This is a genomic window from Acrocarpospora corrugata (assembly GCF_009687845.1).
GTDB classification, from domain to species: domain Bacteria; phylum Actinomycetota; class Actinomycetes; order Streptosporangiales; family Streptosporangiaceae; genus Acrocarpospora; species Acrocarpospora corrugata.
Map to the genome: position 1 here is coordinate 1 of NZ_BLAD01000074.1, position 16,393 is coordinate 16,393.

Sequence of the window (16,393 nt, forward strand, 5' to 3'; positions counted from 1 at the left end):
CTGTTATCTGAGCGGGAATTAGAGATCCGAGCCCAGGATCTCGCGATCAATACCTGCGATCCTGCTCCCGGCCTGGCCCGAATCTCCCGCTGGCTCATAGGGGCCGCGATGTGGATGGCCGATCCGGCCGTGGACGGTGCCGATCCGGCGAGTCGTGTCATACCGATTTCGCAGCGCAAACGTCGTCGCGTCCGTCTTCACCCGGCGGGGCGGGCTGGCGTGCCATCCCGATCGGGCGCCGATGTCGCGCGGCACCGCGGTTGACCGTGGCCGACGGCGGCATGGCATCAACGATCACCCGGCGGCCTGCCACGCTCCACAGTGCGCGATCGCCATCTCCTGCCCTGCCGCATGCAAACTTTTCTCCCGAAAGGCGCGTCTAACCCTTTGTGGGAATATTTTTTCGCGGCACCGCTGCAGCCGTCGCCCTTTTCGTCACTGCTGGGCCAGCCGCCGCCCACGCCGCGGCGCCGGCTGGTCAGTGGAGTGTCGTTCATGACGACCTCCGTGACTCCTATGACGCGGTGACGGTGACGCCGGGTGGGGCGGTCTGGGTCGCCGGGACGAGGCGCGGATCGAGCGGCACCGAGTCGCTCCTGCTCAAGGGCGGCCGCTCCACCTTCAAGCGTGTCACCGGGCCGGGCTTCCGGGTGAAGCGGCTGGCGTCGGCGTCCGACACCAGGGTCTGGGCGTTCGGCGCGTCGCGGTACGCCCGGTGGGATGGCAAGCGCTGGCAGGTCAAGCGATGGAGCTATGGCCGGGTGGATCGGGCGTACTCCATCGGCAAAAACCTGTGGGTCATCGAGAACTCAAATGCGTTCCCCGCGGCCCGTGACGCAGGGTGGAAGGCGCGGTCCACACTGCGGCTCCTGGTCGGGTCGGTGTGGCGCAAGGTCCCCACGCCCATCGTGGTCAAAGGACTCGACGGAAAGTGGGCGGCGGGCTCCGTGCGGGGCACGGCGGCTCTGGCCCGCTGGACCGGCACGGCCTGGCGCGCGGTTGCACTTCCCGTGATTCCGTCCGCTCACTCGGGCCAGATCTCGGAGCTGACGGATGTCGCGGTCGACGGTGAGACCGGCCAGGTGATGGCCGTCGGCTGGGTCGCCTGGCCGTGCGGCAGTTCCTTCTGCGGTGAGACTTTGCTGCTGTCCGGCTACGTGGGCAACTGGAACTTCGAGGTCCGTGGTGAACCGGGCATCCAGCCGCGCGCCCAGGCGGAGCCCGACGGCAGAGGCGGGGCCTGGGTCGTCTACGACGCCAAGGGCGGAGGCAGCGGGTTTCTGCACATCGGCACCGAAAGTGTCGAGCCGGGCGCCTTTCCGGCTCCGCCGAACCAGAACGCGTCCGTCCGTGACCTCGCCATCCAGCCGGAGAGCGGCTCCGTCTGGGCGGTCGGCGCGGCACCTTCTGGCCGCAACGGTTTGATCTGGGCTCACCGCCCCTGAGTCGGCTGGGCATCGGGGCCACTCGGACGGAGGGGCTGACCACCAAAACGCGCATCCAGCGGGCGAGGACGTGGCTGTTTCCGTGCCCATGTGCCTTTGGTGCCCGGCACTCCGCTTCAGCGTGCTCGGGTGCTGTTGCCACCAGGTTCACCGCTTGGGAAGGATCGGCACCGGTCTTCTGGCTTCTCAGTCGGTGGCAGACGGATGCCGGAGGGGATGGATGCAACTCCCTTGTCGACCTCGACGCCTCGTTCAGGCTATGGGCGGACGAGTTCACAGATGACCAACTTAGACCTGACGCCGTTGGCTGGCTTCTCGACCTTGATGGAGCCGGATATGTGAGCTTCCGGTTGTGGTGAGCATGGTGGTGACTTCGTGGGCGCAGCCCCAGGACATGCTTACGCCCACTCCGCCGTGGCCGTAGCAGTGGATCACGTTGGTGTTGGGGTCCGGTTCGAGGCGGATGGATGGGCGGCCGGGGCGTAGGCCCACCTCGACGGCGAGGATTCGGGCCGTGGACAGGCGGGGTTCGATGGCGATGCAGCGGGACAGGATGGCTTCGGTTTGGGTGGGGTCGGGGGAGAGGGTCCAGTTGTCGGGGGTGGCGTTGCCGCCGAGGACGACGCGGCCGGGGTGGGGCATGTAGCCGGTCCAGTCGGTTTCGGCGCCGCCCTCGTAGAAGAAGTCGTCCAGGCCGGGGTTTTCGACGATGACGTGCTGGCCGCGGATCGGGCGGACGTGGTCGTCGCCGGCGAGGGTGGCGGCGCCGACGCCGGTGCAGTTGACGACGGCGGGTGCGGCGGCGGCCGGTTCGGCCAGGTTGGTCACGGTCCGGACTTGGAGGTCGCCGCCGGCCTTGATCAGGCGGTCGGTGAGGTAGTCGAGGTAGACGGGCATGTCGACGAGGGGAGAGGTGATCCAGAAGGCGACCGGGAAGCCGGCGCTCTCGGTGGGGGTGCAGGGCTGGTAGCCGGGGAGCGCGGCGGCCCAGGGCGGGATGTCGTCGCCGAGGCGGCTGACCAGGCGGCCGCGGGCGACTCGGGATCCCGTGCCGGGGGATTTGGCGAGGGCGGTGAACTCGTCCATGGAGGTGCGCTGCCAGCGGACGGTGGAGTCCAGTGGCTCGGTGAAGACCGGGCCGCCGATCATGGCTCCGGCCACGGCGGACGTGGTGCGCTCACGGAACAGCGAACTCCAGACCTGGACACGCAGGCCGCTCTCGGCGAGGCAGACGGCTGTGGTCAGCCCGATCACCCCGGCGCCGACGACTACGACATCCGCTCCGCCGGCCATGACGCTCCCCTCGACGAGTCTGGCATCTCCCTTAATGTCGGGAGCATGCCCGTCAGTCGGTGGTGGTAATTGTGCACCACGGCGTGGCCCCGGCCACGGCCGATGAGCCACTTGTTGATCGGTGTGGTGACGACGAAGGCCACCGCCAGGGAGCCGAGCAGGGCGCCCCAGAACAGCGTGGTCGTCAGTGCCGCGTCCATCGCGCCGGGGACCGCCGGCATCACGGTATTGTCGACGATCTCCATGACCAGGATGGAGAGCGTGTCGGCCGCGAGCGCCAGCCGGATCGCCCGCCGCCAGTCCAGCCCGGCCCGGCGCAGGCCGCGCAACGTCAGCGCGTACCCGAAGAAGAACGCCAGGGCGATGGCCAGGATCAGGGTTGGGGCGTTGTGCCAGCCCAGGGCGGTGCCGATGACCACGCCCAGGATCTCGCCGATGGCGCAGCCGGTGAGGCAGCGCAGGGTCGCCGACGTGGCGGTGGACCAGCTGGCTCGGGGCCGGTGTTCCATGATGGACCTCCAGTCTATACCCCCATGGGGTATGCAAGGAGGAACAACGCCCTGGCCGTTCCGATTCCCGCCGCGGCCGCGATGAACCAGGCGGTGTTGATTCTGGTACGCCACTGGAGGATCAAAGTCACCCCCGCGAGCACGACCGTGAGCGGGTCCACGAGGGCCTCCCTGCCAAGATGCAGGGTGACTCCGGCCATCAGCGCGAGCGCGGCGGCGTTCACTCCGTCCAGGAACGCCGACGACCAGGCCCGTCCCCTGATCCAGTGGACCAGCCGGGTCAGCAGCGCGACGAAGACGAACGACGGGGCGAAGATCCCGATCGTCGCCAGCACGGCCCCGGGCAGCCCGGCGATCACGTAGCCGATGAAGGTGGCGGTGGTGAACACCGGGCCCGGGGTGACCTGGCCGATGGAGATCGCGTCCAGGAGTTGCTCCTGGGTCAGCCAGCCGAGGCGGACCACGAAATCGCCTTCCAGGAAGGCCAGCAGCACGTAGCCGCTGCCGTAGAGCACCGACCCGATCTTGAGGAAGGTCAGGAACAGGCGGATGAGGTCGCCGCCGGAGGGGTCCAGGAAATACGGGATACGGCGGATCGCATCCAACGGGAACAGGGCGGGGCGGAGCGGATCTAACGGGAACAGGGCAGGGCGGAGCGGGTCCAGCGGGAACAGGGCCCGGCGGAGCGGGTCCAGCGGGAACAGGAGGAGGAGTGCGTGCCCGTCCGGGCGCAGTCGCCAGGCCATGACCAGCAGGCCGCCGCCGGCCAGCAGGAGCAGCTCGTTGACGCCCAGCAGGTACGCCACCAGGACGGCCGCCGCGACGATCCCGGTGGGCGCGTTCTTGATCGCGGTCTTGGTCAGCCCGGCGACCGCCCACACCACGATCGCCACGACCACCGGCTTGATCCCGTAGAGCAGACCTTCGGCCGCGGGAGTCCGGCCGTACCGTCCGTACGCCCAGGCGAGGGCGAGCACCAGGACGAACGCGGGCAGGATGAAGCACACCCCGGCCACGACCAGGCCGCGCGCCCGGGCGCGTTCGTGGCCGAGATGGATGGCGAGTTCGGTGGAGTTGGGGCCAGGGATGAGGTTGGTCGCGCCCATCAGGTCCAGGAAGCGTTCGTCGCTCACCCAGCCGCGGCGGCGCACCAGCTCGTCGCGCATCAGCGCGGTGTGCGCGGCGGGGCCACCGAAGCCGATCACGCCGAGCTTCAGGAACGCGGCGGCGACTTCGCCCAATCGGCTGCTCATCCCGCGAATTATGGACAGCCCACATGAACGGAGGATGACGGTCGGGCGCCCGCCCCCCACCGTGAGGGGCGGGCGCCGGGGGTTCAGTGATCGGCTGGGGCGGCCAGCCGATCTGCTTCCCAGTGCAGGGCCTCGACGAGGACGAGTTCCAGGTGGAGCTCGGTGTCGACGAGGCTGTCCAGGACGTCCATGCGGGCCTCCCTGACAATCATGACGCACCATTAGTCACATAGGTTCACACCGTCTGCCCATTAAACCGAAACAGATTCAGGCTCCGGGGAAGGCGGGCAGTTTCGCGGTGTAGAGCCAGGCCGCGAACAGGCCATCCAGCGGTTCTGGCGTGAAATGTCGCGCTAAATCGGTGAACATGCCGGTGTTTACGATTCCGTGGCGGTGGGCGGAGGTCCATTCGCGGAGCATGGAGAAGAAGGGGACGTCGCCGAGGGCGGTGCGCAGGGCGTGCAGGGTGAGAGCGCCGCGCTTGTAGACGCGGTCGTCGAAGAGGCGGCGGGCGCCGGGGTCGGCCAGCACGAAATCCTGGGGCGCGGTGGCCAGCCGGCGGTGCCAGCGCCGGGCGTGCACGGCGGCCGGGTCGCCGCCGGAGGCCTCCGACCAGAGCCACTCCGCGTACGCCGCGAACCCCTCATGAAGCCAAATATCGCGCCAATGACCCAATGTCAGGCTGTTTCCGAACCACTGGTGCGCCAACTCGTGCGCGACCAGCCGCTCGCTGCCGCGCCGCCCGTCCACGTGATTGGCCCCGAAGATCGACATGCCCTGCGCCTCGACCGGGATCTCCAGCACGTCATCGGTGACCACGACCGTGTACCCGCCGAACGGGTACGGCCCGAACCGGTCGGTGAACGTCGCCATCATCCGGTCCTGCCGCCCGAAATCCTGCCGGATCCGGGTGGCCAGCCGGGGCGGGTAGTAGACCCGCTGCGGCACCTCGCCCTCCAGATCCGCCGACGCGTACCGCCCGATCTGCACGCTGGCCAGATAGGGCGCCATCGGCTCCGCCTGCTCGTACACCCAGGTCGTCGCCGACGCCCCCCGGATCGCCGACATCCGCGTCCCGTTCGCCACCACCTGGTACGGCGAAGCCGCCGTCACCGCGATCCGATAGGTCGCCTTCTCCGCCGGCCGGTCGTTGCACGGGAACCACGACGAGGCCCCGATCGGCTGGCTGGCCACGATCACCCCGTCCGTCAGCTGGTCCCACCCCAGCTCCCCCCACGGGCTCGGCACCGGCCGCGGATTGCCCGCGTACCGCACCTCCACCGAGAAGGGACGCCCCTCCGCCAGCCAGCCGCCGGGGGTGACCCTGAGCTTGTCGTCCCGGTGCGCGAACCGGGCCCGCGTCCCGTTGACGAGGACCTGGCCGACCCGGAACAGGCCCAGGTCCAGCTCGAACCGGTCCAGCGGCGCGGTCGCCACCGCAGAAAGCACGGCGGTGCCGCTCAACCGGTTGGTGACCACCCGGTAATCCAGCGCGAGATCGTAGTGCAGAACGCGGTAACCCTCGTTACCCCGCTTCGGAAAATAGGACACCGTTCTCCATCAGAACCACGCCGCGATCGGGTTTCCGAACCAGCGGGTCTGGGCGGGCAGGGATTCCCCGCGCATCACCAGGGACGCAGGTCCGACCGTGGTGTTCTCCCCGACCTCCGCGGCGGGCAGGACGACCCCGTGCGGGCCGAGTGTCGATCCGTCCCGCAACACGACAGTATCGATGCTCATCACCCGGTCGTGGAACAGGTGGGTCTGAAGCACGCATCCGCGGTTCACCGAGACGCCGTTCCCGAGCGTGACCAGGTCGATCTCCGGCAGCCAGTAGGTCTCGCACCAGACGCCGCGGCCGATCTTGGCGCCGAGCGCGCGCAGCCACAGGTTGAGCGGCGCGGTGCCGAGGAACGGCTGGGCGAACCAGGGCGCGGCGAGGATTTCGACGAAGTTGTCGGCCAGTTCGCTGCGCCAGACGAAGGAGCTCCACAGCGGCCGGTTGCCGGGGCGGATCCGGCCGACCAGCGCCCATTTGGCGGCCACGGCCAGCAGCGCCGCGAGCAGGCCGGCGCCGGCCAGGACGAAGCCGCCGAGCAGGGCGGCGACGGCGTAGCCGTGCCGGACGGTGAGGGTTTCGAGGGCGGCCAGGACCAGGATCGCGACGGCGACGGTGGCCATCGCGGGGATGATCCGGCAGCTCTCCACGGCGGCGCGGGCGATCTTGAGGCGGAGCGGCGGGTTGTAGGTGCGGCCGCGGTCGGAGTCCTCGGCGGTGCGGCGGAGTTCGACCGGCGGCATGCCGAGGTAGGAGGAGCCCGCCTTGGCCTTCTTCGGGGTCGAAGACAGCACCCCGACCAGGCCGTCCTTCGGGACCTTGCGGCCGGGCGCGGTCATCCCGGAGTTGCCGAGGAAGGCGCGTTTGCCGATCCGGACGTGGTCGATGCGGAGCATGCCGCCGTCCAGCTCGTACGGCGCGACCATCGTGTCGTCCGCCAGGAACGCGCCGTCCCCGACGGTGGTCATGGACGGCAGCGCGAGCACGGTGGACAGCTCCACGTCCCGCCCGACCTTCATGCCGAGCGCGCGCAGCCAGACGGGCGTGAACGCGCTCGCGTACAGCGGGAACAGCCACACCCGGGCCATCGACATCAGCCGCGCCGTCATCCAGGCCTGCCACGCGGTACGGCTGTGCACCGGATGGCTGCCCGCGTGCAGGCAGACCCCCAGGAACCGGACCGCGACCAGGATCAGCAGCGCGAACGTGACCATCGACAGCACGGTCGCGAGCGGCACGCCGAGCAATGCCCCGGTGAGCGCCGAGCCCGGCGTGGACCCCAGGAACGCGTGCAGCACGAGCAGTCCCGGCAGCGCGGCGAAGACGGGGAACAGGCTGAGCAGCAGGGCGGAGACGCCGTACTGGACGACCCAGCGCGGCGAGCGCGGCGGCCGTTTGGCGGGGTGCCGGGCCTTCCCGGTCCTGGTGGCGGGCGCGCCCGCCCAGCGTTCCCCGGCGGGGACCGCCTTGCGCACCGCGGAACCGGCGACGACCTGCGCGTTCTTGCCGATCCTGGCGCCTGGGAAGATCGTCGACCGGGCGCCCAGGGTGGCTCCCGCGCCGATCCTGATCTCGCCCACCCTGAGCAGGTCGCCGTCCAGCCAGTAGCCGGTCAGATCCACTTCGGGCTCGACCGCGGCGTGTTTGCCGAGCCGGAGCATGCCGGTGATCGGCGGCAGCGTGTGCAGGTCGGCGTCCTGCCCGATCTGCGCCCCCAGCGCCCGCGCGTAGTGGGTGATCCACGGCGCGCCGGACAACTCCGCCACGCCGATCCTGGCCGCGAACTGCTCGGCGAACCACAGTTTCAGGTGGGCCGGGCCGCCGCGCGGGTAGGTGCCCGGCTTCAGCCCGCGCAGCAGGCCCCGGGCCACGGCCGCCGCCAGGCTCATCCGCCCCAGCGGGGAGACGACCAGCAGCCAGCCGAGCACGACGTACCACCACGAGACGACCGGCGCCCAGGGCAGGGCGACGATGTTGTTGAGCGCCGCCAGGCCCACCAGCCAGCGCAGCGCGCCCACGGTGAGCAGCGGGATCATCAGCGCGGCCTGGACCAGCGCGGCCCGCCGGGGGAGCGGCGTCACGGCGCGGTCGTTGGTGGCGGCGTCCTGGGCGTCCATCGCCTTCAGGAACGCGCCGAGCCCGCGCAGGGTCGGGTGGTCGTACAGGTCGGCGACCACCACCCCCGGGTACTGGTCGCGCAGCACCGACACCAGCCGGGCCGCCGCCAGGCTGGTCCCGCCCAGCGTGAAGAAGTCGGCGGCCGGGTCGCCCGAGGTGACGCCGAGGATCTCCTGCCAGCGCTCGGCCAGCCACTTCTCGACGCCGGACAGGCCGCCGGTGTCCTCGGTGGCGGCCAGCGGCCACGGCAGCGCGTCCCGGTCGATCTTGCCGGAGGTGCGTGTCGGCAGGTCGTCCACGACGGCGAGCCGGGGGACCAGCGCGGCCGGGAGGGCCTCCCGCAGGCGTTCCCGCGCCGAGCGCGGGTCGAAGTCATCCGCGGCCACCACGTAGCCGACCAGGAGCTGGTGGCCCGCGCCGGTGGTGCGCACCGCCGCCGCGGCCCCGGCCACGCCGGGGAGGGCGCTCAGCGCGGCGTCGATCTCGCCCAGCTCGATCCGGCGACCGCCGATCTTGATCTGCTCGTCCGCCCGGCCGACGAAGATCAGGCCCTCCTGCTCGGCCTTGACCAGGTCGCCGCTGCGGTAGGCGCGCTCCCAGCCGAGCGAGGGCAGCGGGGCGTACTTCTCCAGGTCCTTGATCGGGTCCAGGTAGCGGGCCAGGCCGACCCCGCCGATCACCAGCTCGCCGACGCCGCCCATGGCGACGGGCGTGCCCGTCTGGTCGACCACGGCCAGGTCCCAGCCGTCCAGCGGCAGCCCGATCCGGACCGGCTCCTGGCCGAGCGGCGCGGCGCAGGCCACCACGGTGGCCTCGGTCGGCCCGTAGGTGTTCCACACCTCGCGGCCGGGGACCGCCAGCCGGTCGGCCAGCTCGGGCGGGCAGGCCTCGCCGCCGAAGATCAGCAGGCGGACGTCGTCCAGGGTCTCCACCGGCCACAGCGAGGCCAGCGTCGGCACCGTGGACACCACGGTGATGCCCTTGTCGATCAGCCAGGGGCCCAGGTCCATGCCGGTGCGCACCAGCGCGCGGGGGGCCGGGACCAGGCAGGCGCCGTGCCGCCAGGCCAGCCACATCTCCTCGCAGGAGGCGTCGAAGGCCACCGAGAGCCCGGCCAGCACCCGGTCGCCGGGGGCGATCGGGTCGGCCGTCAGGAACAGGCGCGCCTCGGCGTCGACGAACGCGGCGGCGCTCCGGTGCGAGACCGCGACGCCCTTGGGCTTGCCGGTCGAGCCGGAGGTGAAGATGATCCACGCGTCGTCGCCGGGCTCCGGGCGCCCCCGCGCGCCGGTCGGCTGCCGCCGGATCGTGAGGGTACGGCTCTCGCCGACGACCGCGCACACGCCGGCTTCGGCGAAGACCAGTTCGGCCCGCTCGTCGGGGTCGTCGGCGTCCACCGGCACGTAGGCCGCGCCGGCCCGGAGCACGGCCAGGATGGCGACGTACAGATCGGCCGTCCCGGACGGCACCCGCACGCCCACCCGGTCGCCGCGCCCGATCCCGGCCCGCACCAGCTCGGCCGCCAGCCCGGTCACCTCGAACGCCAGTTCGGCGTAGTCGTACGCGACCGTGCCGTCGTCCAGTGCCCGCGCCCGGGGATGCCGCCGGACCGTCGTGTCGAAGACGTCCAGCAGGGTGCGCGCGGGCGGCGCGGCGTCCCCGGCGAGGAAGATCGCAGCCGGAGCGGTGGGCGATGGGATCGATAGGGCCAGGTCGGACACGGATGAAGGCAAGGTTTCCCCCGGTGGTCAAGCGATGCGGCCGCTGTCCGAGCCGAGTGCCGCCGCTCGCTTCAGACCGTCTTCCGGGCCGCCGGGCGCATTGGCGCCATAGGCATTGAATCACCCGGGAGTGAAATATCATTCCCGGTACGCCCGATATATGCCCGTAAAATTACTAATAGGCGTTATTGTGGAGTGAACCTTGCTGGGGTGGGCTGCGTATCTCGAGTGTGTTGACAAGTACGCGCCAGATCGCGCTCGCCTTATCGGCAATCGCACTGCTGTCCACCGTGGCCTGCTCAGGGAGCGAGCCCGGCGGTGAGACGGCCACCGGCACCGGGGAGACCGTCCTCGGCCCGCCCCCCACCGTCGAGCAGCTCTCCGCCAAGGTCGGCTGCACGCCGGACATCCAGGTGGACGCGGAGGACCTGCGCACCGGCGCCTGCAAGACCGACGTCGGCCAGTTCTTCGTGAACACCTTCGCCACCCAGAAGCTCAAGGACGAGTGGATGGACCAGGCCCCCGAGTACAACCCGCACCTGGTCGGGAACCTCTGGACGGTGCTGGCGGAACGTCCCGTCCTGGACGCGCTCAAGGTCAAGCTCGGCGGCGACCTGCACCTCAGCGACCACCGGGTGAAGAGCGCCGCCCCGGCCGACCCGGCCGCGGACCCGGCCGCCGACACCGGCGCGGACGCGGGCGGCTACTAACCCGGGGGGCCGGTGACACCCATCCCTACCGCTGTGGTTGGGTTTCCGGGTGGTCATCGGGGAATTTCTGGGACTTGCCGCCGCGGGCGTGCTGGCCGGGCTGCTGAGCACGGTCGTCAGCATCGCGTCGATCGCCTCCTACCCGGCGCTGCTGGCCATCGGCCTCCCGCCGCTGGCCGCCAACGTCACCAACACCTTCGCCCTGCTGTTCACCGGACTAGGTGCGGCGGCGGGGTCCCGGCCCGAACTGTCCGGGCAGGGACCGCTGCTGCGCCGGCTAGGCGTGGCCGCCGCCCTCGGGGGTGCGGCGGGCGCGGCACTTCTGCTGGTCACACCGCCGCGCGTGTTCGAGTACGTCGCGCCGGTGCTGATCGCGGCCGCCGCCCTGCTGCTGCTCCGCGCCCCCCACCCGCGCCCCCGGGCGGGCCTGGCGGTACATCTGTCGGTGTTCGCGGTGGCGGTCTACACCGGCTACTTCGGCGCGGCCGGGGGCGTCATCATGTTCGCGGTGCTCACGGCCGCGCTGGACCAGCTCCCCGCCCGGGTCAACGCGGTCAAGAACGTGCTGGGCCTGTTCGCGAACGCGGTGGCCGCGCTCGGCTTCGCCCTGTTCGGGCCGGTCGACTGGTCGGCGGCGCTGCCGCTCGCCCTCGGCCTGCTGCTCGGCGGCCGGCTCGGCCCCCCGGTGGTCCGCCGCCTGCCCGGCCAGAGCCTGCGCCTGCTCGCCGCCGGCTGCGGCCTGCTGGTCGCGGCCGTCCTCGGCTACCAGACCTACGTCTGACGCCGGATGATCGCCCGCGGCCGGATTCCTCGATCCGGCCGCGTAAACCGTACTCAGGCGTCCAGGTCGGTGGCCAGTAAGGTCGCCAGTTCGTCCAGCGCGGCCTCCGCGCCGGGTCCGTCGGCCTGGAGGGTCACCTCGCTGCCGTGGGTCGCGCCCAGGGTCAGCACCGACAGCATGCTGTTGGCCGGGACCGCCCGCCCCGACGATCCCAGCCGGATCGTCACCGGCACGCCCTGGCGGGCGGCGGCCTCCACGAACAGCTTCGCGGGCCTGGCGTGCAGGCCGGTCGCCGACGCGATCGTCACAGTCCTCTCCGGCATGGCTCTCCGTTCTCAGGGTTCGATCGTGACTTTGATGGCCGCGCCGCGCGCGACCGTGTCGATCGCGGCCAGCACGTCGGGCAGCGGCAGCCGCTCGGTGATCAGGTCGGCGACCGGGACCGCGCCGGTGGCGATCAGCTCCAGCGCGCGGGCGTTGTGGGCCGGGCTGGAGCCGTTCGCGCCGACGATCGTCAGCTCCCGGTAGTGCACCAGGTTGGAGTCGCAGGAGATGATCGGATTGTCCTTGGGCAGGCCGCCGAAGAAGCTGATCCGGCCCTGCCTGGCGGCCATCCTGATCGCCTGCTCCTGGGCCGCCCCCGCCGCCGCGGCGGTGATGACCACGTCCGCGCCGCGGCCGTCGGTCAGCTTGGCGACCTGCTCCTCGACCTCGGCGTGGATGGCCGCGTCGGGGCGGACCAGGGCGGCGGCCACGGCGAGGCGGTCCGGGTTGATGTCGGCCAGGAACACCCGGGCGGCGCCCCTGGCCCGCGCCAGCCGTACGTGCAGGCAGCCGATCGGGCCGGAGCCCATCACGACCACGTCGTCGCCGGGGCCCACCCTGGCCAGCTCCTGGCCGTTGAGCACGCAGGCCAGCGGCTCGGCCACCGACGCCTCGGCGAAGCCGACCCCGGCCGGGATCCGGTTCAGGCCGTCCACCGCGAGGACCTTGGCCGGGACGACCATGTACTCGGCGAAGCCGCCGTCGTAGTGGTAGCCCATCGACTCCTGGTTCGGGCAGACCGTCATCCGGCCGCGCCGGCACTCCGCGCACCGCCCGCACGGGATCGCGGCGATCACCTGCACCCGGTCGCCCGCCGACCAGCCGGGGGCCGCCGACTCCACGACCTCCCCGGCGATCTCGTGGCCCATCACCCGGGGCGGGTCGATGTGGTGGTGGCCGTGCTTGTAGATCTTGACGTCGGTGCCGCAGGTGGAGCAGTTGCGTACCCGGATCTTGACCTCGCCGGGACCGGCCACCGGCTCGGGCGCGTCCTCGATCCTGAGGTCGCCGGGGGCGTGGAAACGGGCGACCTTCACGCGGCACCGCCCAGGATCGCGATGACCTCGTCGGCCTCGCCGCTCTCCCGCAGCACCCTGGCCCGCTCCGGGTCGAGCAGGATCTCGGCCAGTTCGGCCAGCACCGCGACATGGCCGTCGCCGGTGGCCGCGATGCCGATGCAGATCGTCACCCGCTCGCCGCCCCAGTCGACGCCGCCGGGGAAGCGCAGGAACGACAGCGCGTCCCGCAGCACCGCGTCCTTCCCGGCCAGCGTGCCGTGCGGGATCGCGACGCCCTCCCCGACATAGGTGGAGATCGACCGCTCCCGCTCCAGCATCGTCACCAGGTACGGCTCCCGCACCGCGCCCACCGCCAGCAGCGCCTGCCCGCACTGCCGGATGGCGTCCTCCCGGTCGGCGGCCACCGCTTCCAGGCGCACCGCCCGCCGGTCCAGCACGGCCTCAGTCATGAACGGTGCCGCCGTTCTTGATCGTGGAGATCAGCCCGGTCACCGCAGGGTCGCCGATGAAGATCTGGAACGGGATCAGCACCGTGCCCGGCGCCGACGCCCTGGCCCTGGCCGCCAGTCCCGCGTGGCAGAGCACCACGTCGGCGTCGGCCGGGATGGAGTTGACCGGGATGTGCGTCACCACGATGTCGGTGCCCTTCAGCGCCTTGCGCAGCTGACCGGCCAGCATCACGCTGCTGCCCATGCCGGCGTCGCAGGCGACGATGATCTTGTGGATGTCCTTGCTCTCGATGCTCGCCATCGATCTATGCCTCCGATTTCACGGGAGTGCTCTCCTCGGTGGGGGTCTCCGGCTCGTCTTCCGCCTTCTCGCCGCGGCCGAAGCCCAGCAGCACCGCCGCCACGGCGAACGACACGGCCGTCGCGACCAGGATGCCGAGCAGTACGCCGAACCAGCCGCCCTTCGGCGTCACCGCCAGGTAGGCGAAGATACTGCCCGGCGACGGCGTGGCCACCAGACCCGCGCCGGTCACCAGGAAGGTGAGCACGCCGGACGCGCCGCCCGCGATGACCGCCAGGATCAGGCGCGGCTTCATCAGCACGTACGGGAAGTAGATCTCGTGGATGCCGCCCAGGAAGTGGATCACGATCGCGGCGGGCGTGGTGGGACGCAGCGAACGCGGGCCGAACAGCATGTACGCCAGCAGCAGGCCCAGGCCGGGCCCCGGGTTGCTCTCCAGCATGAACAGGATGGACTTGCCGGTCTCGGCGGCCTGCGCCACCCCGAGCGGCCCGAGCACCCCGTGGTTGATCGCGTTGTTGAGGAACAGCACCTTGGCGGGTTCGATCAGCAGCGACACCAGTGGCAGCAGTTGCTGCCCGATCAGCCAGTCGACTATCTCGCTGGCCCGCGCGGTCAGCCACTCGACCACGGGCCCGATGGCGAACACCCCGGCGATCGCCATCGCGCCGCCGATGATGCCGGCGGTGAAGTTGTCCACCAGCATCTCGAACCCGGCCCTGGTCCGCTCCTCGGTGTACGCGTCCACGTACTTCAGGATCAGCGCGGTCAGCGGGCCCATGATCATGGCGCCCAGGAACATCGGCACGTCGGCGCCGACGATCACGCCCATGGTCGCGACCGCGCCGACCACCGCGCCGCGCTGGCCGTGCACCATCCGGCCGCCGGTGTAGCCGATCAGGATGGGCAGCAGGAAGGTGATCATCGGGCCGACCAACTCGGCCAGCTGCTCGTTCGGCAGCCATCCGGTCGGGATGAACAGTGCCGTGATCAGGCCCCACGCGATGAACGCGCCGATGTTCGGCATGATCATCCCGGCCAGGTGGCCGCCGAGGCGCTGGATGGTGGCTTTGACGCCGGTCCCTTGGACCGCTGGGGTGTAATCGGTCGTCATGTTCTGACGCTCCTTCGGGGTGGGGGGTGGAAACGTGCCGCTGTCAGCCCCCGGACCGGAGCGGCTGGGCGAGGTGGGGTTCGTGGGCGTCCTGGAGCCGCAGCTCCCGGACCTGGACCTGGTCGCGTCTGATGTCGGCGGCGAGCGGCATCCGGCTGCCCGGTAATCCGACCGCCGCCGTCGCCCAGGCGAGGGCTTCGGCCAGCGCCGCCCCGCCCGCCGCCGGGCCGCCGCCCGCCAGCAGGCCGGCCAGCATCGCGTCGCCGGCGCCGACCGTGCTGCGGGGTTCGGGGACGGGGGCGTAGCCGTACCAGCCGCGGGGGTGTCCTTCGCCGGTCAGCAGGATCGCGCCGTCCGGGCCGAGGCTGGCCAGCACGGCGCGGGCGCCGCGCTCGCGCAGGCTCAGGGCGGCCTCGACGGCGTCGCCCACCGAGGCGATCGGCCGGCCGGTCGCCTCGGTCAGTTCCTCCCGGTTGGGTTTGACCAGCGCGGGGGCGGCGGCGATCGCGGCGGACAGGGCCGGGCCGCTGGTGTCCACCGCGACCAGGATCCCGGCGGCGGCGAAACGGGCGCACAGCTGGGCGTACACGTCGGTGGGCACGCCCGGCGGGAGGCTGCCGGAGGCGACCACCCAGTCGGCGGAATGGGCCGCTTTGAGTACGGCGTCCGCGACCGCGTCCAGCTCCGCCGGGGACAGCGCGGTGCCCGGTTCGTTGATCTTGGTCACCGTGCCGTCCGGCTCGGCGATCGTCACGTTCGACCGGGTCGACCCGGCCACCGGGACGGTGATCATGTCCAGGCCCTCGGTGAACAGCAACTCCACCAGGCGCCGGCCCTCGTCCCCGCCGTACGGGATGACCGCGCACGAGGCGACCCCGTTGGCCAGCAGCGCGCGCGACACGTTGACGCCCTTCCCGCCCGGGTCGAGATGGGCGGTCGCGGCCCGGATGACCGCGCCCCGGGTGAGCGACTCGACCTCGATGGTGCGATCCAGGCTCGGATTGAGGGTCAGGGTGAGGATCATGGCCGTCAGGCCCGGATCACTTCGGGGCCGGCCGCGGCCAGGTCGGCGGCGAGGCCGCTGTCCAGGCCGGTGTCGGTGATCACCATGTCGATGTCGGCCAGCGTGGCGAACCTGGCCAGGTAGCTGTTGGCGAACTTGGTGTGATCGGCCAGCAGCACGGTCCGGTGCGCCGCGCCGATCATCGCGCGCTTGATCGCGGCCTCGGCCGGGTCGGGCGTGGTCAGCCCCCGGTTCACGGTGCACCCGTTCGCGGCCATGAAGGCCACGTCCACGTGCAGGTTGTCGAGCGGGCGCAGCGCCCAGTCGTCGACGGTGGCGATGGTACGGCCGCGCACCCGGCCGCCGAGCATGATCACCGACAGGTTGCCGCGGGTGGCCAGCACGGTGGCCAGCGGCGGCGAGTTGACGATGACCGTGAGCTCCCGGTCGGTCGGCAGCACCTGGGCCAGGCGGCCGGTCGTCGACCCCGCGTCGATGATGATCGCGCCGTCCTGGGGGAGCTCGGCCAGGGCCGCCTTGGCGATCCGCTCCTTCTCGGCGGTCATCACCTCGTCCCTGGCGGCCAGCGCCGGTTCGAAGCCCAGCCGCTCCACCGGGATCGCGCCGCCGTGCACCCGGCGCAGCAGCCCGGCCCGCTCCAGCGCGGTCAGATCCCGCCGGATGGTCTCGGTGGTGACCAGAAGCTCCTCGGCCAGCGTGACCACGTCCACCCGCCCCGCCACCCGGGCCCGGCGCAGGATCTCCTGCTGCCGCTCCTCCGCGTACACGATGTTG

17 protein-coding genes are annotated in these 16,393 nt (G+C 71.5%); 4 read left to right on the plus strand and 13 right to left on the minus strand.

Annotation, left to right across the window (positions count from 1 at the left end; all coding sequences use genetic code 11):
* Nucleotides 1–264: hypothetical protein (locus Acor_RS43495; RefSeq protein ID WP_218034550.1), on the plus strand; the 264-nt coding region annotated here is incomplete at its 5' end.
* Nucleotides 265–524: 260 nt separating this feature from the next.
* Nucleotides 525–1,445, plus strand: a complete 921-nt coding sequence (locus tag Acor_RS29345) for a hypothetical protein (RefSeq protein ID WP_155340007.1) — start codon at nucleotides 525–527, stop codon at nucleotides 1,443–1,445.
* 288 nt (nucleotides 1,446–1,733) lie between these two features.
* Here Acor_RS29345 and Acor_RS29350 read toward each other — a convergent pair whose 3' ends face one another.
* The 6 genes from Acor_RS29350 to Acor_RS29370 all read right to left on the minus strand — a co-directional run bounded on the left by Acor_RS29350 (nucleotide 1,734) and on the right by Acor_RS29370 (nucleotide 9,897).
* Nucleotides 1,734–2,738 (minus strand): FAD-dependent oxidoreductase, encoded by a 1,005-nt coding sequence (locus Acor_RS29350; RefSeq protein ID WP_155340008.1) that lies wholly within the window; start codon nucleotides 2,736–2,738, stop codon nucleotides 1,734–1,736.
* Nucleotides 2,714–3,247 carry a DUF4396 domain-containing protein gene (locus tag Acor_RS29355; protein ID WP_155340009.1) on the minus strand — a complete coding sequence of 178 codons (534 nt, stop codon included), beginning with the start codon at nucleotides 3,245–3,247 and terminating at the stop codon, nucleotides 2,714–2,716. The genes Acor_RS29350 and Acor_RS29355 overlap by 25 nt, the downstream gene beginning before the upstream one ends.
* 14 nt (nucleotides 3,248–3,261) lie before the next feature.
* A complete protein-coding gene (gene chrA, locus Acor_RS29360; protein WP_155340010.1) occupies nucleotides 3,262–4,500 on the minus strand; it encodes a chromate efflux transporter in 1,239 nt (412 codons plus the stop codon).
* 83 nt (nucleotides 4,501–4,583) lie between these two features.
* Nucleotides 4,584–4,712, minus strand: coding sequence for a hypothetical protein (locus Acor_RS45615; protein ID WP_281353276.1), 129 nt, complete (start codon nucleotides 4,710–4,712; stop codon nucleotides 4,584–4,586).
* Between the two features lie 55 nt (nucleotides 4,713–4,767).
* On the minus strand, nucleotides 4,768–6,051 hold the full coding sequence (locus Acor_RS29365) for a M1 family metallopeptidase (RefSeq protein ID WP_155340011.1): 1,284 nt from the start codon (nucleotides 6,049–6,051) through the stop codon (nucleotides 4,768–4,770).
* Nucleotides 6,052–6,060: 9 nt separating this feature from the next.
* A complete protein-coding gene (locus tag Acor_RS29370) occupies nucleotides 6,061–9,897 on the minus strand; it encodes a Pls/PosA family non-ribosomal peptide synthetase (protein ID WP_246239276.1) in 3,837 nt (1,278 codons plus the stop codon).
* A gap of 233 nt (nucleotides 9,898–10,130) precedes the next feature.
* On the opposite strand from Acor_RS29370, the gene Acor_RS29375 reads away from it, so the two are divergent.
* Nucleotides 10,131–10,607: a hypothetical protein gene (locus Acor_RS29375; protein ID WP_218034551.1), complete on the plus strand. Its 477-nt coding sequence runs from the start codon at nucleotides 10,131–10,133 to the stop codon at nucleotides 10,605–10,607.
* 49 nt (nucleotides 10,608–10,656) lie between these two features.
* Nucleotides 10,657–11,388, plus strand: coding sequence for a sulfite exporter TauE/SafE family protein (locus Acor_RS29380; protein WP_246239278.1), 732 nt, complete (start codon nucleotides 10,657–10,659; stop codon nucleotides 11,386–11,388).
* A gap of 53 nt (nucleotides 11,389–11,441) precedes the next feature.
* Here Acor_RS29380 and Acor_RS29385 read toward each other — a convergent pair whose 3' ends face one another.
* The 7 genes from Acor_RS29385 to Acor_RS29415 are packed head-to-tail and all read right to left on the minus strand — an operon-like array spanning nucleotide 11,442 to nucleotide 16,386.
* The gene (locus tag Acor_RS29385) at nucleotides 11,442–11,711 is read right to left on the minus strand and encodes an HPr family phosphocarrier protein (RefSeq protein ID WP_155340013.1); all 270 of its coding nucleotides are present in this window, start codon (nucleotides 11,709–11,711) and stop codon (nucleotides 11,442–11,444) included.
* 12 nt (nucleotides 11,712–11,723) lie between these two features.
* Nucleotides 11,724–12,749 (minus strand): zinc-dependent dehydrogenase, encoded by a 1,026-nt coding sequence (locus Acor_RS29390; RefSeq protein ID WP_155340014.1) that lies wholly within the window; start codon nucleotides 12,747–12,749, stop codon nucleotides 11,724–11,726.
* Nucleotides 12,746–13,180 carry a PTS mannitol transporter subunit IIA gene (locus tag Acor_RS29395; protein WP_155340015.1) on the minus strand — a complete coding sequence of 145 codons (435 nt, stop codon included), beginning with the start codon at nucleotides 13,178–13,180 and terminating at the stop codon, nucleotides 12,746–12,748. The genes Acor_RS29390 and Acor_RS29395 overlap by 4 nt, the downstream gene beginning before the upstream one ends.
* A complete protein-coding gene (locus tag Acor_RS29400; RefSeq protein ID WP_155340016.1) occupies nucleotides 13,173–13,481 on the minus strand; it encodes a PTS sugar transporter subunit IIBC family protein in 309 nt (102 codons plus the stop codon). The genes Acor_RS29395 and Acor_RS29400 overlap by 8 nt, the downstream gene beginning before the upstream one ends.
* A 4-nt stretch (nucleotides 13,482–13,485) precedes the next feature.
* The gene (mtlA, locus tag Acor_RS29405; RefSeq protein ID WP_155340017.1) at nucleotides 13,486–14,595 is read right to left on the minus strand and encodes a mannitol-specific PTS transporter subunit IIC; all 1,110 of its coding nucleotides are present in this window, start codon (nucleotides 14,593–14,595) and stop codon (nucleotides 13,486–13,488) included.
* A 43-nt stretch (nucleotides 14,596–14,638) separates the two neighbouring features.
* The gene (pfkB, locus tag Acor_RS29410) at nucleotides 14,639–15,619 is read right to left on the minus strand and encodes a 1-phosphofructokinase (protein WP_155340018.1); all 981 of its coding nucleotides are present in this window, start codon (nucleotides 15,617–15,619) and stop codon (nucleotides 14,639–14,641) included.
* Nucleotides 15,620–15,624: 5 nt separating this feature from the next.
* Nucleotides 15,625–16,386, minus strand: a complete 762-nt coding sequence (locus Acor_RS29415; RefSeq protein ID WP_155340019.1) for a DeoR/GlpR family DNA-binding transcription regulator — start codon at nucleotides 16,384–16,386, stop codon at nucleotides 15,625–15,627.
* Between the last annotated feature and the right edge of the window lie 7 nt (nucleotides 16,387–16,393).